This window comes from Pseudomonas glycinae (genome assembly GCF_001594225.2).
GTDB classification, from domain to species: domain Bacteria; phylum Pseudomonadota; class Gammaproteobacteria; order Pseudomonadales; family Pseudomonadaceae; genus Aquipseudomonas; species Aquipseudomonas glycinae.
In genome coordinates this window covers 5,273,254-5,295,376 of record NZ_CP014205.2, presented here as the reverse complement: position 1 = coordinate 5,295,376, position 22,123 = coordinate 5,273,254, and the positions used below count along the sequence as shown (strand labels likewise).

Annotated in this window: 15 protein-coding genes and 1 pseudogene; 5 read left to right on the top strand and 11 right to left on the bottom strand. The window is 58.2% G+C overall.

Annotated elements, in window-relative coordinates; translation table 11 throughout:
• The first annotated feature begins 175 nt into the window (after nucleotides 1–175).
• Both AWU82_RS24200 and AWU82_RS24195 read left to right on the top strand, forming a co-directional pair.
• On the top strand, nucleotides 176–703 hold the full coding sequence (locus AWU82_RS24200; RefSeq protein ID WP_064382674.1) for an NfeD family protein: 528 nt from the start codon (nucleotides 176–178) through the stop codon (nucleotides 701–703).
• 2 nt (nucleotides 704–705) lie between these two features.
• Nucleotides 706–1,464 carry a slipin family protein gene (locus tag AWU82_RS24195; protein ID WP_007957673.1) on the top strand — a complete coding sequence of 253 codons (759 nt, stop codon included), beginning with the start codon at nucleotides 706–708 and terminating at the stop codon, nucleotides 1,462–1,464.
• On the opposite strand, the gene AWU82_RS24190 is transcribed toward AWU82_RS24195, so the two are convergent.
• The 11 genes and pseudogenes from AWU82_RS24190 to AWU82_RS24140 all read right to left on the bottom strand — a co-directional run bounded on the left by AWU82_RS24190 (nucleotide 1,430) and on the right by AWU82_RS24140 (nucleotide 13,961).
• The gene (locus AWU82_RS24190; protein ID WP_064382673.1) at nucleotides 1,430–2,404 is read right to left on the bottom strand and encodes a sulfotransferase family protein; all 975 of its coding nucleotides are present in this window, start codon (nucleotides 2,402–2,404) and stop codon (nucleotides 1,430–1,432) included. The two genes, AWU82_RS24195 and AWU82_RS24190, sit on opposite strands and share 35 nt — an antisense overlap.
• Nucleotides 2,392–3,177, bottom strand: coding sequence for an aspartyl/asparaginyl beta-hydroxylase domain-containing protein (locus tag AWU82_RS24185; RefSeq protein ID WP_064382672.1), 786 nt, complete (start codon nucleotides 3,175–3,177; stop codon nucleotides 2,392–2,394). The genes AWU82_RS24190 and AWU82_RS24185 overlap by 13 nt, the downstream gene beginning before the upstream one ends.
• Nucleotides 3,174–3,779 (bottom strand): adenylyl-sulfate kinase, encoded by a 606-nt coding sequence (gene cysC / locus AWU82_RS24180; RefSeq protein ID WP_064382671.1) that lies wholly within the window; start codon nucleotides 3,777–3,779, stop codon nucleotides 3,174–3,176. Before cysC ends, AWU82_RS24185 begins: the two co-directional genes overlap by 4 nt.
• On the bottom strand, nucleotides 3,763–5,277 hold the full coding sequence (locus tag AWU82_RS24175; RefSeq protein ID WP_064382670.1) for a TolC family protein: 1,515 nt from the start codon (nucleotides 5,275–5,277) through the stop codon (nucleotides 3,763–3,765). The genes cysC and AWU82_RS24175 overlap by 17 nt, the downstream gene beginning before the upstream one ends.
• 48 nt (nucleotides 5,278–5,325) lie before the next feature.
• Nucleotides 5,326–10,182, bottom strand: a pseudogene (locus AWU82_RS24170) (beta strand repeat-containing protein); the annotation flags it as partial.
• 326 nt (nucleotides 10,183–10,508) lie between these two features.
• Nucleotides 10,509–10,700: a hypothetical protein gene (locus AWU82_RS24160; protein WP_190241526.1), complete on the bottom strand. Its 192-nt coding sequence runs from the start codon at nucleotides 10,698–10,700 to the stop codon at nucleotides 10,509–10,511.
• A 183-nt stretch (nucleotides 10,701–10,883) separates the two neighbouring features.
• A complete protein-coding gene (locus AWU82_RS24155) occupies nucleotides 10,884–11,135 on the bottom strand; it encodes a hypothetical protein (RefSeq protein ID WP_190241525.1) in 252 nt (83 codons plus the stop codon).
• Nucleotides 11,136–11,432: 297 nt separating this feature from the next.
• Nucleotides 11,433–11,855 (bottom strand): hypothetical protein, encoded by a 423-nt coding sequence (locus AWU82_RS24150; RefSeq protein ID WP_190241524.1) that lies wholly within the window; start codon nucleotides 11,853–11,855, stop codon nucleotides 11,433–11,435.
• Nucleotides 11,856–13,378: 1,523 nt separating this feature from the next.
• Complete coding sequence (locus AWU82_RS24145; protein WP_190241523.1) at nucleotides 13,379–13,543, bottom strand: hypothetical protein; 165 nt, start codon at nucleotides 13,541–13,543, stop codon at nucleotides 13,379–13,381.
• A 77-nt stretch (nucleotides 13,544–13,620) separates the two neighbouring features.
• On the bottom strand, nucleotides 13,621–13,743 hold the full coding sequence (locus AWU82_RS29365) for a hypothetical protein (protein WP_257791452.1): 123 nt from the start codon (nucleotides 13,741–13,743) through the stop codon (nucleotides 13,621–13,623).
• Nucleotides 13,744–13,769: 26 nt separating this feature from the next.
• Nucleotides 13,770–13,961, bottom strand: coding sequence for a hypothetical protein (locus AWU82_RS24140; RefSeq protein ID WP_190241522.1), 192 nt, complete (start codon nucleotides 13,959–13,961; stop codon nucleotides 13,770–13,772).
• Nucleotides 13,962–16,999: 3,038 nt separating this feature from the next.
• On the opposite strand from AWU82_RS24140, the gene AWU82_RS24135 reads away from it, so the two are divergent.
• The 3 genes from AWU82_RS24135 (at nucleotide 17,000) to AWU82_RS24130 (ending at nucleotide 18,100) form a co-directional block, all read left to right on the top strand.
• Entirely contained in the window at nucleotides 17,000–17,158 is a 159-nt protein-coding gene (locus AWU82_RS24135; protein ID WP_190241521.1) for a hypothetical protein, read from the top strand.
• Between the two features lie 628 nt (nucleotides 17,159–17,786).
• On the top strand, nucleotides 17,787–17,918 hold the full coding sequence (locus AWU82_RS29360) for a hypothetical protein (protein ID WP_257791451.1): 132 nt from the start codon (nucleotides 17,787–17,789) through the stop codon (nucleotides 17,916–17,918).
• On the top strand, nucleotides 17,906–18,100 hold the full coding sequence (locus AWU82_RS24130) for a hypothetical protein (RefSeq protein ID WP_190241520.1): 195 nt from the start codon (nucleotides 17,906–17,908) through the stop codon (nucleotides 18,098–18,100). Before AWU82_RS29360 ends, AWU82_RS24130 begins: the two co-directional genes overlap by 13 nt.
• Nucleotides 18,101–22,123: the final 4,023 nt, after the last annotated feature.

The following is a 22,123-nucleotide window of genomic DNA, read 5'->3' as shown; positions in this document are numbered from 1 at the left end:
ACGCTGCGCGGCGGACGGTAATGAAACGCTGTGGCTGTCCTTGAAAGTCTAGTCCGGCAAGCCACGAGCACCGGGAAATCCGCCCACTGGCCGGGCGGGAGAATTGATCAAAATTCATCCAGCCACAGCCTCAACTAGACTGTAAGAACAAGTCCTGACTCTCGCGGAGGGTCACGTGAACATTCGTTGCTGTGCGCTTGCCCTGTTGCTGCTGAGTGGATCGGTGATTGCGGCGGACAACCCGTTTACCGCCGCCAGCCCGGTCGGTCTGTGGCTGATCACCTTGGGCATCACGTTTCTGATCGCCGAAGCCGCGCTGCCCAACTACGGGGTAATCGGCCTCGGCGGCATCGTCATGTTCGTGATTGGCGCGCTGATCCTGAGCAACGCCGAACTGCCGGTACCGATGATGATCGGCCTCGGGCTGGTCAGTGCACTGTTGCTGATCGCACTGTTGATCCGCGCCCTGAAAACCCGACCGCGCCACCCGGTCAGCGGCGATGCCGGCCTGCTCGGCAGTGTCACGGCGGTGACCGTGGTGCAACCGGAAGACAGCCGCAACGGCTGGGTGCAGTTGCAGGGAGAACGCTGGCAGGTGCTGAGCGCCACGCCGCTGCACACCGGGCAACAGGTGCGGGTGGTCGGGCGCAAGGGTCTGTTGCTGCAAGTGGCCGCGACTGACGCGGCACCGCTCGGAGAGTGATCATGGGTCTGCAAATCGGTTTTGTCGCGCTGCTTCTGTTGCTGATCGCCCTGGCCGGCTCGACGTTCCGCATCCTGCGCGAATACGAACGCGGGGTGGTGTTCCAGCTCGGACGCTTCTGGCAGGTCAAGGGGCCGGGGCTGATCCTGCTGATCCCGGTGGTGCAGCAAATGGTCCGGGTCGATCTGCGCACCATCGTCCTCGACGTGCCGCCGCAGGATGTGATCACCCGCGACAACGTTTCGGTCAAGGTCAACGCGGTGCTGTACTTTCGCGTGCTCGACCCGCAGAAAGCGATCATCCAGGTCGAGGACTTCCTCATGGCCACCAGCCAACTGGCCCAGACCACCCTGCGCGCGGTGCTCGGCAAACATGAGCTGGACGAACTGCTGGCCGAACGCGAACGCCTGAACATCGACATCCAGCAAGTGCTCGACGCCCAGACCGACGCCTGGGGAATCAAGGTCGCCAACGTCGAAATCAAGCACGTCGATCTCAACGAATCGATGGTGCGCGCCATCGCCAAGCAGGCCGAAGCCGAGCGGGAGCGGCGAGCCAAAGTGATCCACGCCGAAGGCGAATTGCAGGCCTCGGAAAAACTCATGCAGGCCGCCGAAATGCTCGGTCGCCAGCCCGGCGCCATGCAGCTGCGCTACATGCAGACCTTGAGTTCGATCGCCGGCGACAAGAGCTCGACCATCGTCTTTCCGTTGCCGATCGAACTGCTCAAGGGGATGGCGGATCTGTCGGCGAAATCGTAAGCGCGCGCAAGCGTTCCAGCGCGGCATAGGGCGCACGGGCGCAATCTTCGATCCGTGCCTGCAACAGCGCCGATGCCTCACGGCGTTTGTGTTCGCCATCGACGACAAAGGGTTGTGACGGCTGCTTCGCGTGCTGCGCCGTCGCTGTCAGCGCCTGTTCACACTGCGTGGCGCTGAGCCCGAAAAACCGCGCCAGCCGCCCGCTCATCGCGTCGGGCAATTCGCTGTAATTGACCGCCAGCCCGGCAGACTCACGACAATGCACGCACCCGGCCTCCAGCAGACGCCCCAGGCGCCGGGCGATGAAATCCTCGCGGCCCTCGAACGGCAAATCGTCGTCCAGCACACAATCGCCGAGCGCCCCCGGCACCATGTGCAGGCCGGGGCGACGCAGGTGCGAGACGGCGATTTCCAGTGGATCGCGATAGACAAACAGCCACGGCGTATCGGCAAAACACTCGCGCAGCAGCGGCCATTCGCCGATGTTCCAGGCGTCGAGTTTGATCACCAGTCGCTGCTCCGTGCCGCGCCGACGCTGACCGTACGCCGAGAGCAGTCCGACGATGGCCGCGCGGCGCTCTTCGTCCGGCAGATCGCTGCGCAACAAGGCATCAAGGGGCGGCGGCTCCGAGACCACGATGTGATCATCGAACCGGGCGAGCATCTGACTGATCAGCGTCGAGCCACACCGCGAGGCGTGCAGGATGAACGCGCTCGGCAGCAGCCCCGGACTGAGCGTTTGCCAATCCATGAGCGCCGACAAAGGTGTTTGCCGGCGAAACGCCTGATTGAACGGCAGGTGCAACGCGTCTTCGACAGCCTCACGAAAAAACGGCTGATGCAGCGGCGTGTCGCCAAACCAGCACCAGTCGACCTGCCATTGCCCGGCGGTTTTCCAGACGCGGATCGGCAACCAGCCGTCGAAATTCACAGGCGCCATTGTTCGTTCCATGACCGACGACCGTTGCGCATCGCCGCCAGCAGTTCTTCCCGGGAAAAATGCAGACCGCGTTCAGCAGCCAGCGTCAGTGTCTGGTCGGTGAATGCTTCGCGGTCCTGCAATGCCTGCAACGCGGCGGACAACAGCGGTTCTGTGACAAGCAATCGTTGAAAGCGCTGAAGCGCTGTTTCCGTGGCATCAGGCAGCGGAGTGCTCGGCAAACCGTTGGCAATCATCTGCTCCAGCCAGGGCGAGGGGCGGCAATCGAGCACCAGATGAATCCGTGCCGTGCGGTCGCGATTGTCGACCCGATGCGGCCGGGCAAGATCAAGAAACCAGCATTCCCCGGCCCTCATCGGCATCCGCTGGCCGTCGAGCCAGAAGTCCACGGCAGGCGGACTGAGCAGCGGAATGTGCAGGCGCAAATCGGCGTCCACGCCCTCAAGGTCGTAGTCGCGATGTTCATGAATCTGCCCGCCCGGCCCCAGTCGCAACAGCCGCGCACTGACGATGTCCAGTGGCAGATCCCGCAGGGCCTGCTGCCAGCGACGGTCATTCAGCCAAGGATTGCGCTTTACGGGTTCGGCGCTGCCGGGGGACAGTTCGGTCAGCGCATCGGCGGCAGAAATCAGCGCCACGCCGCTCCAGTCGCCGGCGAAATAAGCGGTGTTGAAATGACCGCGCCAGGCAGCGTCGTCAATCGCCGCCAGCGCCTGCAACAGCAATGGCAGATCCGCGGTCAGCGGCAATCGCGAGAACGCCGGCCGGCTCATGCCTTGGGCAACACCGCGGATTCGCCGAGCCAGGTCAGCAACCGGTCGAGACAGGCTTCGACCGTCAGCGTGCCGGTGTCGAGCACCAGCGAAGCCTGGGCCGGCGCCTCGTAAGGCGCCGACACGCCGGTGAACCCGGCGAGTTCGCCACGCCGGGCCCGGGCGTAATGCCCTTTCGGATCGCGCTGCTCGCACACCGCCAGCGCGGCACTGCACCAGACCTCGCGATAGTCCTCGCCCAAACGACGGGCAAACACCTCGCGTAGATCCGCCAGCGGCGCGATCATCGCCAGAATCACGATCTGCCCGTTCTCCACCAGCAACGCCGCCAGCTCACTGGCGCGGCGGATGTTTTCCAGGCGGTCGGCATCAGTAAAACCCAAGTCACGGTTGAGCCCGACGCGCAGGCCATCGCCATCGAGCACCACACTTTGCAGACCACGACTGAACAACTCGGCATGCAACGCCTGGGCAAGGGTCGATTTGCCCGCCGCCGGCAAGCCGGTCAGCAGCATTGCCGTGCCGCGATGGCCGTTGCGGGCCTCGCGTTGGGCACGGCTGATGCTGGCGGTCGGCGCCAATACGTCACTGCGCGGAGGCATGGGCCACCGGCAGCGAAATATCCCCTGACGCCCACGCGGCTTCGCGGTTGGCCAGCGCGGTGGCGATCGACTGCACTTCGGTCGACTGCACCTGATCCGGCAGCGGATCGAGGCCGGCGCTGGCGAAGATCTGGCCGTAAGCATTGCGCAGATCGGCGTAGGACAGGTCGCGACGCAGATCGGCCTGCAAGGTGTTGAGTTCGCCCTGAATCAGGTCCAGCTCACCAATGCCGTCGGCCTGACGACGGTTGCGCAACTGACCGACGATTTGCCCGTCGATGTCCGACAGTTGCTGGTTGGTCTTGAACTGGCGCAGCGCCTCCTGATAGTTGGCGTTGGCCACGTAGAGCTGCGCCAGCACTGCAATCGACATCGCCTGACGCCGCGCGGTTGCCACTTCTTCACCGGCCTTCGCCACATCGATAGCCGCCGGGGCAGAGATCACGTTGAACAGGTTCCAGGTGACTTTGACGCCGTAGTCGGCCCAGCCCTGCTCGACCAGGAACGAGTTGCTGTCGTAATGCCCGCCGGCGGAGAACTCCAGACCCGGCAGCAGACGCAGCATGGCCTTGCGGGTTTCGGCGGCGCTGATCCGGGTCTGGTAATCCTGCTCGCGCAGTTCCGGACGGCTGGTCAGGGCTTCCTGCTCGAGTTTGCTCAGATCGACCTTGAGTTCCGGGATCCGGTAACCGTCATCGGTGGCCAGGGTCAGGTTGGTGCCCAGCGGCAGGTTGATCAGGGTCGCCAGTTCGGTTTTCGCCAGCGACAGCGCGCGGCGTTGTTCTTCCAGTTGCCGGGTCGCTTCGATCAGCGAACGCTGATAACCGAGCGACTGCACCGGATCACCGATGCGCTGTTCGCTCATGCTTTCGCTGTTACGACGGGCGGTGTCGACTCGCGCCATCAGGCTGTCGATCTGCTTGAGCAGGCGTTCGGCGGCCATCGCCCGCCAATAGGCCGAGCGCACGTCCTGAACGATGGTGTTGATCACCTTGCGCCGGCGCTCCTGAACGATCAGACGCTGGTCGCCCTGCTGCTTGGCGCTGATGTAGCTGACGCCGAAATCGAGGACGTTCCAGACCATGGTCAGGTCGGCGACGTCGCGGTCGCGGTCCTGGGAGGTCGACGGTTCCAGGGACTGGGTGCCGGTACGCACACTCTGGCTGCTGGAGGCGCTGACGTTGTTGCGTCCGACGTAACCGGCGTCCAGCGCCATGCGCGGCAGCATGTCGAAACTGGCGAGGTCGAGCTGCCGCTTGGCCAGCGCTTCCTCCATGATTTTCAAGCGGCCTTCGAGGTTGTATTTCACCGCGCGGGCCATCGCCTGGTGCAGGGTCAGCGGACCGCTCAGCGGTTCCTGGCCCTTGTACATGCTCTGCAGATCAGCTCTGGCCCGTTGCTCGCTGACGCTGCGTTCGATCGGTTCACTGGTCACTGCACATCCGCTGATCGCCAGCGCCAGCAGGCTGGCGCCGAACAACTTCTGACTTTTCTTCATCCCTGGATCGCCCCTAGGTCCCGCACATATGTGAGTTGTTGTGTGTTGTCAGGCCGGCATTTCGCTGATGCCGACCTGTTGCAGTGCGGCGGCCAGGTTGTCGACCCGGTGCTGCTCGCTGTCCTTGATCTGTTGCAGTTGCTGGCCAAGGGTCGGCGCGCCGAACACACCGCGCAGGCCCTGGGAAATATCGCCGCCCTTGATCGACTGACTGCCGAAGGCATTCAGCGAGTCACGCTCGGCGCTGCTGTCCTGATTGAACAGACTCGACAGCGTGCTGCTGCCAAACACCCCGCCATCGCCACCGCCAAACCCGAGGAAGCCATGGCCGGAACCGTCACTCTGGTTGTCGCTGCTGAAGACCTGGGCAATGAAGCTCGGGCTCAGCGCACCGCGATTGATGAAAATATCCCCCAGTGGACGGATGCCGTTGCCGATCACCCGTTGCTCGAACAACGGCGCGAAAGTCAGCGGTGAACCGAGGTCGCCGGTGGGCGCGGTGAAGACGATCGGCTGCAGCGGAACGTTCGGCAGTGGTGGCGGCGCGACCGGATCGCTGCTGCGGAACTCCGGATCCGGTGTCACCACGATCAACGGAGTAGTCGGTGTCACAGGAGGCACAGGCACCGTGTTGATCACGTAATTGCCGGAACTGCTGACGCTGCTGCCGCTGTTGCCCGACAGGTCGCTGACCCCGGCCGTGTTGATGCTGATCGCATTGCTGGCGCTGTTGACGTTGGCGTTCGGCGTCAGGGTCGCGGTCCAGGTCTTGCCACCGTCGCTACTGCTCAGGTTGGACAGAGTGCCGTTGGCCACGCTGAGGTCCGACAGGTCGAAACCGCTGACCGCTTCGTTGAAGGTGATGGTCACCTGCGAAGTCTGACCGACGCCCAGGTTCGGATTGGCGATCACCACCGTCGCGGTCGGCCGTTCGCTGTCGAGGGCGTAGTTGTTCGACACCGCCACCGTGCTGCCGGCGTTGCCCGCAAGGTCGGTGACGTTGCTGGTGTCCAGCGCGATGAAGTTGCTCGGGTCGGTGACATTCGCGGTCGGCGTGAAAGTCGCGGTCCAGGTCTTGCCGCCGTCACTGCTGGTCAGGTTGCTGAGGTCACCGTTGGTCACGCTAAGGTCGGACAGGTCGAAATTGCTCACCGCCTCGCTGAAGGTGAAGGTCACCGTGGTGCTCTGGCCGATGCCCAGATTCGGATTGGCGACCACGATGTTCACCGTCGGCCGGGTCGCGTCGAGAATGTAGTTGTTGGAGATGGCGATGCTCGCCCCGAGGTTGCCGGCCAGGTCCTGGACGCCGCCGGTGTCGATCAGGATCAGGTTGGTCGGATCGTTGACGTTGGCTGTCGGCGTGAAGGTTGCGGTCCAGGTCACGCCGCCGTCGCTGCTGCTCAGGTTTGACAACGAACCGTTGGCGACGCTGATGTCCCCCAGATCGAACCCGATCACCGCTTCGTTGAAGGTGAAGGTCACGGTGGTGGTTTCACCGATACCGAGGCGGTTATCGGCAACCACAATGGTGGCGGTTGGCCGCGCGGTGTCGATGGCGAAGTTGTTGGAATCGGTGGTGCCGATACCGCTGTTGCCTGAGACGTTGGTCACTCCGGCATTGTTCAGGCTGATCAGGTTGGTGGCGTCAGTGACATTGGCAGTCGGGGTGAACGTCGCGGTCCAGGTGATGCCGCCGTCACTGCTGCTGACGTTGCTCAGCGTGCCGTTGGCGATGGTCAGGTCACTGTTGTCGAACCCGCTGACCGCTTCGCTGAAAGTGATGGTCACCAGCGAGGTTTCCCCGGCCTTGAGCGCAGGGTCGGCTACCACGATGGTGGCAGTCGGCACCTGGGTCTGCACTTGGTAATTGGCCGAGTTGGTGGTGCCAGTGCCGGTGTTGCCGGCCAGGTCGGTGGTACCGGTGTTGTTCAGGACAATCAGGTTGGTCAGGTCGCTGACACCGATGTTCGGCGTGAAGGTGGCCGTCCAGGTGAGGCCGCCGTCGCTCGACGAGACATTGCTCAGCGTGCCGTTGGCGACGCTCAGGTCGGAGTTGTCGAAACCGGTCACCGCCTCGCTGAAGGTGATGGTCACCAGCGCGGTTTCGCCGGGACGCAGGTCAATGTCGCTCATGACGATGGTCGCCGTCGGACGCTGACTGTCGACCGCATAGTTGTTGGAATCGGTGGTGCCGCTGCCGGCGTTGCCTGCCAGGTCGGTGATGCCGGTGTTATCCAGGGTGATCAGGTTGGTGGTATCGGTGATGCCCGCCGCCGGCGTGAACGTCGCCGTCCAGGTAATGCCGCCGTCGCTGCTGCTGACCGCGCTCAGCGTACCGTTGGCGATCGTCAGGTCAGCGTTGGTGAAACCGGTCACGGCTTCGCTGAAGGTGATGGTCACCAGGCTCGTCTGGCCGACGCCGAGTGCCGTGTCGGCGACCACGATGGTGGCGGTCGGACGCACCGTGTCGATTGAATAGTTGTTCGAATCGGTGGTGCCGCTGCCGGCATTGCCCGACAGGTTCTGCACGCCAGTGTTGTCCAGCGTGATCAGGTTGGTGGCGTCGGTGATGTTGGTGGTCGGCGTGAAGGTCGCCGTCCAGGTAATGCCGCCGTCGCTGCTGCTGACCGCGCTGAGCGTGCCGTTGGCGATGGTCAGGTCGGCGTTGGTGAAACCGGTCACGGCCTCACTGAAGGTGATGGTCACCAGCGAGGTTTCGCCGATTTTCAGGCTGGAGTCCGCCACGATGATGGTCGCGGTCGGCACCACGGTGTCGATGGTGTAGTTGTTGGAGTTGGTCGTGCCGCTGCCGGTGTTGCCCGAAAGGTCGGCGATGCCGGTATTGGCCAGGGTGATCAGGTTGGTCGCGTCATTGACGCCCACGTTCGGCGTGAACGTCGCCGTCCAGGTGATGCCGCCGTCACTGCTGCTCACGGCGGTCAGCGTACCGTTGGCAATCGTCAGGTCGGCGTTGGTGAAACCGCTGACCGCTTCGCTGAAGGTGATGGTCACCAGCGAGGTTTCACCGGCAGTGAGATTGCTGTCGGCGACCACGATGGTCGCGGTTGGCCGCACCGTATCGATCGCATAATTGTTCGAATCGGTGGTGCCGCTACCGGCGTTGCCCGCCAGGTCGACGATGCCGGTGTTGTCCAGGGTGATCAGGTTGGTGGTATCGGTGATGCTGGCGCTCGGGGTGAACGTCGCCGTCCAGGTGATGCCGCCATCGCTGCTGCTGACTGCGCTCAAGGTGCCGTTGGCAATCGTCAGATCGGCATTGGTGAAACCGCTGACCGCTTCGCTGAAGGTGATGGTCACCAGCGAGGTTTCACCGATCCGCAGGTTGTTGTCGGCCACCACGATGGTCGCGGTCGGGCGCACGGTATCGATGGCGTAGTTGTTGGAGTCGGTGGTGCCGCTGCCGGCGTTGCCGTTCAGATCAGCGATGCCGGTGTTGTTCAGCGTGATCAGGTTGGTCGCGTCGGTGATGCTGGCGGTCGGCGTGAATGTCGCCGTCCAGGTAATGCCGCCGTCGCTGCTGCTCACGGCAGTCAGCGTGCCGTTGGCAATGGTCAGGTCGGCGTTGGTGAAACCGGTCACCGCTTCGCTGAAGGTGATGGTCACCAGCGAGGTTTCGCCGATTTTCAGCGCGGTGTCTGCGACCACAATGGTCGCGGTCGGACGCGCGGTGTCGATCGCGTAATTGTTGGAATTGGTGGTGCCACTGCCGGCGTTGCCGGCCAGATCGACAACCCCGGTGTTATCCAGGGTGACCAGGTTGGTGGTGTCGGTAATGTTGGTGGTCGGCGTCAGCGTGGCGGTCCAGGTGATGCCGCCGTCACTGCTGCTCAAACCGCTCAGGGTGCCGTTGGCCACGGTCAGGTCGGCGGTGGTGAAGCCGCTGACCGCTTCGCTGAAGGTGATGGTCACCAGCGAGGTTTCACCGGCCGCCAGATTGGTGTCGGCCACCACAATGGTTGCTGTCGGCCGCACGGTATCGATCGCATAATTGACCGAATCGGTGGTGCCTGTGCCGGCGTTACCGGCAAGGTCGGCGATACCGGTGTTGTCCAGGGTAATCAGGTTGGTGGTATCGCTGATGCTGGCGGTCGGAGTGAACGTTCCGGTCCAGGTGATGCCGCCGTCGCTGCTGCTCACTGCGCTCAACGTGCCGTTGGCGATAGACAGATCGGCGTTGGTGAAACCGGTCACCGCTTCACTGAAGGTGAAAGTCACCAGCGACGTATCGCCAATCTTCAACGCCGTATCGGACATCACGATGGTCACGGTCGGCCGCGCGGTGTCGATGGCGTAGTTGACGGAGTTGGTCGTACCGACACCCGCCACGCCGTCGTTGATCGCGGTCACCCCGGTGTTGTCGAGGGTAATCAGGTTGGTGCTGTCGGTAATATTGTTGGTCGGCGTGAAGGTTGCCGTCCAGGTCAGGCCGCCGTCGCTGCTGCTCACTGAGCTCAACGTGCCGTTGGCAATAGTCAGATCGGCGTTGGTGAAACCGGTCACCGCGTCACTGAAGGTGATAGTCACCAGCGACGTTTCGCCAATTTTCAACGCCGTATCGGACATCACGATAGTCACGGTCGGCCGCGCCATGTAGATGGTGTTGAGTGTGACGCAGTTGGTCGTACCGATACCCGCCAAGGCCAGCGGGACAGAGCCCGTCACCCCGCTGTTCAGTTCTGCGTAATCAGAGTTGCTGCTCGTCGCGTTATCAGTGTTGGTCGGCGTGAAGGTTGCAGGCCAGGATCAGGACGCCGTCGCTGCTGCTCACTGATGTCAGAGTGCCGTTGACAACTCGTCAGCCGTCGCCGCCGTTCAGGTGATTCCGGTCACTGCGCCACTGAAGCTGATCGTCACCAGCCAGCTTGCGCCGATGTTCTGGGCTGATGTCCGACATGCCGACGATTGTCAGCGGTCGCCGGCTCCACGTAGGCGGTGTTAATGCCTGCCGCCGGTATTGTAGATCGCCGCCGAAGACCTGCGGCACAGCCAGCGCCGTCACCGCCGCCACCCAGTTCTGCGAAATCGGAGCCGTTGCTCGCCGTGTTGCCAGTGATGCCGTTGCTGTAATTGGACACGCCCTCATCAGTACCGTGCCGCCCGTGGTTCCAGATCGCGCCGACACCTCGTCCATCGTGCGTCGCCGTTCAGGTTATTACTGCCCTAGCCACTGACACCACCGCTACCGGCCTGCCCGCCCAGAGTATTGGTGCTCATGACCGACCGTACCGACGATGTTCACCGTCCTGATCGCCAAGACCTTCGAAATGCCACCACCGGCATTGCCGTAGAACGCAGCCGATCTTATCCCAGCCACCGCCGCCACCGGCCGCCACCTTGATGGTAATCGTGACGTTGTTCAAAGTGACGCCATTGCCGCCGTTGATGTAATACCACACGCCCATGGCACCGCTTGCGCCGTAGCCGTCATTGAGCCGCCGTTGCCCGAAACCATGTGCCTCGCGTAATAACCACAGCCATAGCAGCCGTCACCATCGCTGCCGGACGGGATGTCCACCGTACTCGGTGTCCGGTATTGGCCATACAGCCATGACCTCCGCAATCACCGTCATTGTTCACCGTCACCATCAACGGTAATGTTCTTGTTGATCAGCAATTCCGAGGTGAGCTCCACCGTCATCGCCGCAACTGAACGTCACGATGTCGCCGGTCTGAGCCGACGCCAGCGTTGTGCAAAGTGAGCCGATACCGGTGTTGAAATTCTTCCTGCCCATCGCACCGGTGGCGCAGTAGCCGCCATTACCGTAGTTGCTCGATACCAGGCCTCGGGTAATGACCAGAACATTCACGCTTTCCATGTTGCCGGTGGTGATTTCCACATCTCAGGTGCCGCTATTGCCCATGCGAGTGCTGAAGGCGGCAACCTCGTCGTTGGTCAGCTGCACCAGCGAATCGATAATGTTCTGGTTACGTTCACCAATTCCGAGGTGTAGCTGCACTAGATCAGGATCTCGCAGCTGAAGGTCATGTTCTTGCCGTTTTCCGCCGACGATAGCGCTGCGCGCAGCGAGCCGTTATCGGTCGTCAAGTTATTGGTGCCGAGTCACAGGTCGCCAGGCATTACTGGTAGGCAATCATCTGCACTGAGCTCGACAGCACGTTGATGCTGGTCGAGGTTATCGGTGGCGATCTCCTGCATACCAGTCCTTGCCGCCATCAAGCTTGTCCACTTGCGTGCAGGCGGCCACGTCCTTGAGCAGGCTGTCAGCATCCTTGACCAGCGAATCGACAAAGCTCAGGCCACGTTCTCCTTCGGCACGGCTACCAGCCTGGAGATCAGGAGTGGCATCGGCCTGACCTTCAGTGTCCTTGCTGATGTTCGCCTGGATCGGCGGCTGCTGCTGGCGCGACGTTAGCGGTCGACATGGAACTGTTAGCCTGAGCCACAGGTCGTCAGCATTGCCGTGGCCGCAATGATCGCCATCGAACTGCATGCCCGGTTGCGAGTCGACATAATCAGCGATCTGCTGCAAACCGTCCGTTGCCGGCTTCGGTAACTTGACCACTTGCGTGCTGGCGGCCACGCACTTGTTGCTCACTGTCGGCATCCTTGAACACAGGTATTGACGAATACAATGATATACCCCGCCATCAACTGATCGGGCTGGCGGCGGACGTGGCATACGAATGACATTGGCTGTCCTGGCTGAGCCATCGAGCCAGTAGGTCAGATCGGCCGATTGCTTGAACAGCGTCCGGCGGTAGCATCGCTGTCAGCCGCGACGGCAGTGTCAGCGACCGTGGCTGTAACCTTGTGCAGGCCAACAACATGCGAGGGTCGAGTCGACATGATCATGGGCGCCGTCAGAGGCCAGGTGGCCTTCGATATCCTGCTCGAATTAGGCTTCGCTCCATCAAATCGTTGATCACCCGCAGCTCCAACTCAGGGGTCTGACGCAGCAAGTCATAATCGACGCGATCAACTGAGAATCGGCGTCGGACTTCATACGAATGACATTGGCTGCGCTGGATGAGCCATCCAGCCAGAAGGACACATCAGGCGTATTGCGCTGAACCAGGGTTTCGCAGCGGCTGGAGACGGTGTTGCGCGCGACTGCAGCGCCGAACAGCTTGGTGTTTGCAAATGGATTGGCACGGTACAGCCACTCCGAGGGCCTGGTCCATCACTCTGGCGACGTTATACACACAGGTGATCGAAATTGGCTGCTCGGAACAAAGCGTTCATGGCCGATGAAGTCGTGCAGACCACTCGCAGTTCCTGCTCCAACACCTCCGGTTTGTAGGTCTTAATCGACGATCAATAGCGAATCGAACAGGCTCGCCGTAATAGGCGGCCTTGAGCGCAGCTCAGGTATAAATCACTACGCCGATTGCGCTGCCGGCACTGCATTGTGCAACGACTCCGGAGAACAGTGTGCCGATCGGACTGGTCATGCCGCCATGAAAACGCGTGGTGTTTGCAAAAGGATTGGCGCAGTAAAGACGCTAGAACCTGTGCGCAGCAACCAGGAGATATTGTGCACACTGCTGCAATCACCTTCACTGTAGTGGGAAGTCATTTTGTCTGATGACCGGAAGTCCAACAATACCCATTCGACGAGTTGTGTGTTGATATCACAAAAGAGTTTATCGGACTTATAAACTTAGTAGGTATCGAACAGAATAAGCAATAGTGAAGCGGTGAATGTCAGTTTTCATCACTGCGCCGAATTCGCTGCCGGCACTGCATTGTTAAAAGTCACCCGTGAACACCACGCCGACTGCACCTGATCATGCAGGCATGAAAACGCCGCTGCTGCAGGAGGATCGCAGAAATGGAGCGGAGTACTTCAGCACGGCAAGATCACAGATAAACTAGAACTGCTGCAATCTCCTTCACCGTAGTTGTAAGTCCTTTTGATCTAGATAAACCTAATCCAACAATACCCTGTCGAATACGTAATGGTTTGAGCGAGTCGAGAAAACTTCGGCAATACGCGACGTAAAAACTTCGGATTTGAGCCTCAATAAAATGGTAATAGACGTTTAACTCAGGTTTCTCACGAGCCATTGGGCGTCTGCTGACGATAAAAGTCGCCGCTGGCGAACTACCCGTCTGCACCTAATCGACCACGACGTTGAACTGGTCGTTGGCAAGGGCAGAAAGTGGATCGGTGTTCTTCCACCTCCAGATCATCTCGATCACGACCAGACACAGCAGCACTGTCCTTCGCCAGCTCGCCCAACCTGATCTAGGTAAACCGTCGATGGCCAGCGACACCAGCATGCCGAAACCCTAATGCGTAGGGCGAGTCAAGTAACCTTCGATAATCACCGGCGTAATGAAAGACACGGACTTGAACATCAGTGCAATTGTAATAGCACGTAACTGTAGATAGCCAGCAGCATGTTGCCATGGTGCACGATCCGATCACCGCTGGCGAACTGGCGATTGACGTAAGCGACCAGCAAAGTTGAACGGCTCATTGCCGTACACCAGTAACGGGAGTTGTTCACCCTCGATCATCTCGAATCAGACCAGAGACAGCAGCATCGCCATCGCCAGCGAAGAGCACGCTCACTGTAGAGACGGTCCAGCCCACAGCGCCGCCAGCATTGAGCAACTCCAGCGTGTTGCAGCAGGTCAGATAACGTTCGATAAACACCGGCAGGTAATGAAAGACGATGGCGAGATTGGCCAGCAACAACGCCTTGCCGCTGGAGATGCGTCAGGCGAGAACCCGGCAACAGGCGGATCAACCTCAGATCACAGCCAATGGCGCACAGCCGCCAGCACCAGCGAAAGACTGGGTGTACAACGCCGAAGTCAGCAGCAACGCATAGATCTGCAGATATCGGCCTGAAGCTACCAGAGCCAGATCCACTTGACGGCAGCGAAGACAGCGTCACACCGATCTGCAGCAACCCACAGCAACGCCGGACTTGAGCACGTCCTGGCTGTTGCAGCACGTCGATCAGGTTCGGTAGCAACGCCAGCTAGAGCACCACGATGGCGATGATTGCGCCAGCCACCAGTCGCTTGCCGATCGACCAGGCTTCACGCCGAGAACGACCGTGGCAATACGCGGATCAACCCACTGATACTGCCAATGGCTAGGAGGCCGTCGCCGAACACGCCGATATAGTCGGTGTAGCAACATCGAAGTACAGCAGCGGATGCACATAGATCAGCAGCATAACGGTCACGATCCCGCCCGCCGAATACACGTGACCAGCACCAGCCTCGAACCGATCAGCAGCAAGCCAAGCATCGCGGACATGCGGTCACTTCATAAATGTAGCGCACCACCGTCGGCCAGCAGCAGCATCAGTATCAACCAGGCGATGATTGCGCGCCCAGCGCATCAGCCAGCCTGATCGACCAGGCTTTCGCTGAGCCCAACCGTGCCTGAGTATCGCCCAGCGCACTGTATCTGCGAAGGACCTCCAGCAACCTCCCCGAACACGTTTTTGCGATCACAATTGTGTCAGCAACATGACAATACTGTAGGCCGATGCACATCGAACGCGACATGCGGCCACGATCACGTCCGGCAAATACGTCGAGCCAGCTCTACGCTACGAACCTGGCATCGACCTAGATCGCGCAAAAGGTAAGAGTCAGAAAAACGTTTCAACGCGGCCAGACAACAAGAGCGGTATCAACCAGTGCGCGCGCGACCAGCACAACAGAAGCATGACGAACCATGGAAGTCGGTATGGCGTACGATTCATCAGTATCGCCTTCAACGGTGTCTCGAGTAGCTGAGCCTTCTGCAACCGCCAAATCATGCGTTTTTCGCGAATACAAGTGCGCTCTTCAACTTGCTAAGCACTGTACGACAGCACCAATGGCGACGACCAACTTTCAACTGACCTACCGGCAAGGTCGCGTCGATCCGGCGTACTACGCTACGGACTGGGCCTGACATGCCCGCGTAATAGGTCAGGTGTACAGCACAGAAATTGTCGACCGCCACCATCGACAACATGCCCAACCACACCGCACGCCGATCACACAACAGAACCATGACGAACCATGGAAGTCTTTATGGCTACGATTCAACCGTTCGCCTGCAACTTCGCCCACAGTGCCTGAGCCTTGTGCAACGGGCAAATCCTAGGCATCGGCGCAATACCAGGCGGCGGTTCGCCTTGCGGCGAACATTTACTACGACGCCCAAGGCGCCACGACCAATGCTGCTCAACGGTGTGACCAACACTGTCAACGGCGACATGTCCGTCGCACAAGCGGCAGCCAGCCACTGCCGATCCTGAAACCGCCCCTCATCCGTCAACTGTAGCGTTGCACTGAAAACGGCACTGTTACCATCGCGCAACATGACCAAACACACCCACGCGATCACCGCCCTCAGCCGTTCTTTTTTCACTGGACTTAGTCCATGGCTGTAACCGCTTCAGATTCAATACGGCCAGCCGTTGCTGGGACAGCAACCAACGCGTTCATCGGCGCCGATGGCAGCGGCCTGGCCGATTCGGATCGAATATCTTAATCAGATGCCCAAGGCGAAAAACCGCTACAGCGCAACGCTGTGACCTTTACTGTCACTGGGGACATTTCATCAACCGGCGGCAGACAGACTTTGTCGATCCTGTATCCGGCCCTGGTCCTGCCGGAACTTCAGCGTTGCCTTGAACGACATCTTCCTGTCGCGCAACTGAGCAAACGCTGGGAGCGGCATCCGCACTTGGCCGTTATTTTTGCATTGCAGTCAGACTGATGCGACAAACGGTTAAGATTCAACACGTACAACATGTTACTAGGATTAGCAACGCACGCCTTGTACGCTGTCTGTTGAAACCGCATTGTCGATTCGGATACGAATACCGTCATAAAGTTCCCGCGGCCATAACTTGTTACAGCGTTCGTATCCCTTTCTGTCACTGGACATGCAACAACCGATGGTCAATGCCAATGCGAGTTTGTCGACGGTTTATACGCGATGGACCTGCCGGATCTCGATCGGCTAGAGGATATCCTTCATCGGCACCGATGCCAGCAGCTAGCCATACGGCTTCAACGTCAATTGGGTTAGTTCTGCAGTTCCGTCATCTGATCTTCACAAACTCTTAAACCACGTAGGACTTGTCTGGCCTTCGATGACAACGGGCATGGCCTTCTTGGATATGTTTTTAAACACATTGGCTGGGGAAATATCCGACATAAATTGACCCTAGACCATCTTGTTACCCTTGTGCCATATCTGGCACAGGACATGGAACATCGGATGTTCAATCAGCCAATGTTCGTTTGAACCTCAGCATTCCGAAAATCATCGAGCAAATTCTGCAGGTACATGGCATTCACGCAGATGGCTATCTGTTTCAGATCAGCCAGCCATACTGCTGCATCGTCAAACTAGTCAGCTCGTGACAAGACATCGAGCTTCCCGATCTGCATGTCATCGGCAGCGCTTGTCTGGCCTGCGATGACAACCGGCACTAGCATTTTTGCCACAGACTCGACAGGCACATGCTGGTAGGTGGCGATGATCAGGCACCGGTTGTCCCAATACTAGCCTGACCCTCACGCCATGCATAAAGCGAAACTGCGCCATCGTGGCAATCAGGCCGATGTTTCAGAACCTGTGCATTGCGCATATCAGCGGGCAAATTCTTCAGCAACAATCGCATCCATCGCAGATGCCTATCGATTTCAAATAGGCGCACCTCCTCCTGGAGTCGCGAATATTGCGTGCAATACCGAACGAATCCCATCTGCATGATCATCCAGGACGACCTGTATCAGGAACACGGCCTCAACTATCAATTTCGCAAACTGCCTCGACACGGCACGCTGCTGGTATGCCATCGCAGCGATGAGCTCACGACCGTAGGTCACAGCGACGAACCCGCGCTGATATCAGGCAATTTGCTGTAACTGTCAGATGCTCCCCGACACCCCGGTAATTCACCGTTTCGGCTGCTGACCGAAATACCCGCATCAAGCGCAACCGTCAGCGCGCATACGATTTCAAGAAAGCGCTAGCGACATCGTCCTGAAGGCTCAAACGCGAATTCCGTACAGAACTATCGCAACCATGATCTGAAGGCACGACATGGAATCCGGATCGAGTCGCTCATCAGTGAACTACGACAAACCTGCTGATCCGGCGGGACTCTGGAATGCCATCGTTACCGATGACCGCAAGGGCGAAGATATCCATTGCGACGAATATGCGCTGGTGTCAAGGTGCAGTTTTTCTCGCTGTCAGAGAACCCCGACACAACGTTAAATGCACTTGCTGGTTGCGGACCACAATCCATCTGGAACGGCAAGCAGCCTCATGGCAGCGTGATCATTCCGCGCGTAGCGACATCGACGTGATGGGTCAAAGCGTCTTCGTCAACGGTGATCCCAACCATTTCGATGATCAGCGCTTGCATGGCCAATAGCGATCTATCCGGTGCCCGATCAATTGCGCGACGCACAAGACCTGCCAGCGGCTGTTCTCAGTCTGCCGTAGTTACCGGCCCGAAAGGCAATGATTTCAATGAGCTGATGATCGATGACCGCACCGGTCAAGGTACTGTTTTATCTGCGCGACCAGCGAGAGGTGCAGCAGCAGATCGAGCAAGAGCAGTTACCTGGTGGTCGGACCACCACGAACTGGGCCGGAAAGCATCCATGGCAACAGTGATCAGTCTGCGCGTACGCATGAAGATCATCGTGACCTTTCTCAACGGTCATCCCAAGACCCATCTCATGATCAGCGATTATCTGCACGTCAGCGACAGCAGTCACACCCGGATCGCCCTATCAATTGACGATGCAAATCGACCCGCAGCGCTGTTTCAGTCCCGCAGATCATTTGATAGCTAGAGGCTGCAATGAGCATCAGCATCAAAGTCCGTACCGAGCAGTTCGTACTGGATCTATCGGCGCGCTTTGCGCGAGTTGCGAGCTGCTGATCGAGCACGACAGTCACCATACAGGTCGTGCAACGAACGATTGGGAAAGCATCCGTAGGCATTAAAGTCTTGTCGGCTGCACGCAGAACTTCACCGCACACTCATCGCGTCATCACAACACCCATCTCATGGCCAGCGAGTATATACACGTCAGCGACAGATGTCTCACCCGGATCGGCCAAGCACTGACGAGCGGACGAGTGCGCCATTGCGGAAGCTGCTGTTTCACTGACCCGGTTCATTTAATGCTGGAGGTTGGAAAGAGCATCATGCCTGATAGTCGGTCGTGTGCATGTCGTGCTCGATCTCGCAGATCGTTTCGCGAGCATGCGAGCTGCTGATCGGCGGAATGACCAGACCGTTACGTGCAGTACCCCAGTGTCTACAGTCCGAAACCATGGTCGAAGAATTGGCGGACACCGCGCCCGTGCCTGTTCACTGGTGACCAGCCCGCACAACAGTCGCATTGATGCCCTGCGAGTAAAAACCTGACAGCCGATTGCGGCTCGATCTGCCAAGCCTGCCGCCAGGGCGAACTGAACGCATGGCGCAGGCAGCTGGCAGGACCGACTCGCTTGTACAAAGCTCCCTGTTTGAATCAGGCACTATACCGATTGTCTCGTCTACCGGGTACTCGACTCGCAGAACTGAACGCATCATGCCGCCCGAGGCGCTACCTGAAGAGTAGCTCGGGACGAGCAATAAGCCTGTGTCTACGGTGAAACCGTGGTCGCCGAACTGGCAGAGCACTGACAAGTTCCTGTGCACCGGCGACTTACCCGCTGACGGACTCGTCGCCTTGACTGCACCTGCTCGATAGCCCGACGAGCAAGCCATGGAAATCTGGCTCGCCAACCTGCGCCACCGCGTTCTGATCGCAGAGCATGTACAGGCCTACTCGCAGGAGCTGGCGGGCTCGTAGGCATCCGTCAGCATCTGGCGATGTGACCGTCTGTCACAGACACAGGCCTGGGGCTAGCTGGCGCCGGAGCGGCTGGAGTTTCTGCTGATCCAGACGCTACTGGCATATCTCGAGCCGGCGATCAGCGTCTCTTACTGGCAACCTTCGCACTGGACGAAACGCACGGATAATCACTGTGATCGGCTCTTACCTGCTGTCGAACTCGCTGCACTGGCTGCACATGCCGATGCATGAAGAGTAAGCTCATGAAAATCCGCCTGATCAACGCCTTCGCGCTTTCTGCGGGCCGACCATAGACAAACCTACTCAACACTGGCAGATTCACAGCCGATCTACCACAGGGGTTTGCCTACGTCGCAGCGGTTGATTACAGACCCAAGAATGGGGCTGACTGGCACCCGAGACAGATGCGACTTTCTTGCTGATCCAGTGTCTCAACAGCAAGACCCTCGCGCACGCATTAGCAACCCCGATGCCGACGATACACCGATTCGCAACATTGTGATCGGGTGTACCTTGCTTGTGAAGAGAATCGAACGGGGAGATCAATTCATGAAGATTCAGCTCAAGAGCATTGGACTGACTTCAGCGCCTGACGAAGCAATGGGGGGCTGCCAAAGCAATCCATCTAACACCTGCAGATTCAAAGCCGTATTCTACCAGGCCGGGGTTTGCACCTTCCTCGGTCAGTGTGTGTGGTAGTTTCGTACCTCGAGCAAACCGCAAATTCTAAGAAAAATCCTCAGATTGCAGAACAATCGATGCCTTGGGATTCAACAGCTTATGGCACACGAACTTCAAGCCGGTTAGCCCTGATCAACTGATGCGCAAAATGGTGAAGAGGTAGATCAAGTTGGTCGTGAGGCGAATCGAACTGCACATCAATTCAGAGTACAGCATGGATTAGAGTGTCTTAATGCCGTGACGAAACCATGGTGTTCATCCGCGATAGATTTGAAGGACCAAGTTGCATTCTGCCGTAGTCAACGACACCGATGTAAGCACTTTCCACCATCACTGTGAGTGGTCATGTCTGCACCATTTATCCGGCTTACACGCGAATTCTAAGAAATTTCGCTATGATTGCATTGGAAAAGTCGATGCCTTGCAATTACCAGCGCTGACTGCCATGAAATTCAGAGCTTTTACGCCCTGATGCAACTGTCGGGCTAATGCCGTGTCGATGATCATCAAGCTGGAGAGACAAGAACAGCCCTACACCTTCAAAGTCACATGCGTCAAGTTTCCAAAGGGCTGTGAATACGGTGCAGCGGTGTATTACGTTTCAGAGACCAAGATCAGACCTGCTCCCGCGATAGACGCGACAACCATTGCACCACTGTTCAACATGCAAGATGGCGCAAGGATGCACCATTTAGCCGGATTGCACGAAATAACGAAATTTCGCAATGACTTCATTGGAAAAGGTGTCCGTTGCTAATCACCAGCGATGACTGCCCTGGAGATCAACGCGAGTTACTACAAAGCAGCGGGGTGCATTTTGGGGCTGACGAAGCCTTGGTCTTGTTCGCAAACGATATAGACCGAACAGTACAAAGGCACTTTCAAATGCACAGCAGATCTACCACCGGACTTTGCCTACGGTGCAATGTGTTTAGTACGTTCCCGACAAATGGTGCACAACTGCACCATCGTCAAGATCCGTCATTGCTTGACATCGGATGTTCAACGAGAAAGTGGCGAAAGGATTACAAGACTGATGCTGATTATCACGATTCGACAAGATTGTTAACGGGTATAACCATTAAGATAATCAGCAGAATTGGCAGCTGGAGGAGCAACCTGCCAGTTACGACATACCTCGGGGAAATTTTCCAAATGACGTTGGAATCGGCTGTTTGGGGAACAATTTTGAGGAGCAGTACAAAGGCTCTTTCTATAAGGCAACTAAAACGACTTTTGCACGGTCACCATGTCGAATGGTCGTATCTGCACCAGCTATCCGGGCTGCACAGAAGAAGCAGATCGTGCAATGATCATTGATTGCAAAACGATTTGGATGCACCTTGGAGCAGCCTGGGATAGGTAAGACTTATTCTGCTTATGGGCTCGAACAACTACCGGGTAAAACTTTTAAGATGAAGATCGAATGAGCATTGCGCAGGAGCAACCTGCTATGCAGGGTTAGCCTATGTTGTAAAAAATTCAAAGGGTTACAAATACGCCGGCTGCATGGATAACAAAGGAATTGGAAAAGTAGATAACCATTTTGTTACGGACAGATTTCTCTAATCTTCGAGCAAGCTTTCGAACAGGACGAAGGGCTATATCTGCACCATCTATCCGGAATGCACAGTATTACCAGATCGCAAAATCACAGTATTCCAAATACGAGTTGAGAATACACGCTTTCGGAAGCTGGATGTTGACTTGCACGCGTGAGCGTCCAGAAATCGACAAGTTTTCAGCTGGGCGATGAGCTTTGCTCAGGCGAACTCCGTCATGCTGGTGTAGACTATGTCTCGAACCTGACGCCCGAGGGTTATCAAGATTACCCCCGCGATGCCGGGATACCAAAGCAATCATGCGAAAACTAGATAAACTTGGGGTCGCACTGATGTCGCTACGTCTTCGACCATGCTGACGAAGGGCGACCGATACGGGTATTGCGTCCGCATGTTATCCAAAGCTCAGGCATTATCTGCTCTCAAAATCTACCGAACTCGCATTGATAGCAACCCTGAGTTAACTCGCTACCTGAATCGGCCTGAAACTCAAACGCCTGTGCGCCCCGAAATCGCAGATGCGTGAAGTTTACTGCTGCAACTCAAAGTACGTCATCTGGTGAGATGATGCACTCGCACATGCCGCAAGAACTGTATCGAAAGTACCACAGCGATTCCAGATGCAAAGCCTATTATCCGCGATCACGACAAACTTGGGGTCGCCCTGATGCCGCAACGTTGGAAATCATTCTGGTTGTCCCGAACCGCTACGTGCAGTGCATCAGATATTATCCACTGATCCAGCATTCTGTACTCTCAACCTGTA

Bases quoted from the DNA above. Each gene is read 5' to 3' on its own strand.
- AWU82_RS24195 (WP_007957673.1), top strand. From the start codon at position 706: ATGGGTCTGCAAATCGGTTTTGTCGCGCTGCTTCTGTTGCTGATCGCC.
- AWU82_RS24190 (WP_064382673.1), bottom strand. From the start codon at position 2,404: ATGGCGCCTGTGAATTTCGACGGCTGGTTGCCGATCCGCGTCTGGAAA.
- AWU82_RS24185 (WP_064382672.1), bottom strand. From the start codon at position 3,177: ATGAGCCGGCCGGCGTTCTCGCGATTGCCGCTGACCGCGGATCTGCCA.
- cysC (WP_064382671.1), bottom strand. From the start codon at position 3,779: ATGCCTCCGCGCAGTGACGTATTGGCGCCGACCGCCAGCATCAGCCGT.
- AWU82_RS24175 (WP_064382670.1), bottom strand. From the start codon at position 5,277: ATGAAGAAAAGTCAGAAGTTGTTCGGCGCCAGCCTGCTGGCGCTGGCG.
- AWU82_RS24160 (WP_190241526.1), bottom strand. From the start codon at position 10,700: ATGGGCGTGTGGTATTACATCAACGGCGGCAATGGCGTCACTTTGAAC.
- AWU82_RS24145 (WP_190241523.1), bottom strand. From the start codon at position 13,543: ATGCTGGTGTCGCTGGCCATCGACGGTTTACCTAGATCAGGTTGGGCG.
- AWU82_RS29365 (WP_257791452.1), bottom strand. From the start codon at position 13,743: ATGAGCCGTTCAACTTTGCTGGTCGCTTACGTCAATCGCCAGTTCGCC.
- AWU82_RS24135 (WP_190241521.1), top strand. From the start codon at position 17,000: ATGATCATCCAGGACGACCTGTATCAGGAACACGGCCTCAACTATCAA.
- AWU82_RS29360 (WP_257791451.1), top strand. From the start codon at position 17,787: ATGACCGCACCGGTCAAGGTACTGTTTTATCTGCGCGACCAGCGAGAG.
- AWU82_RS24130 (WP_190241520.1), top strand. From the start codon at position 17,906: ATGGCAACAGTGATCAGTCTGCGCGTACGCATGAAGATCATCGTGACC.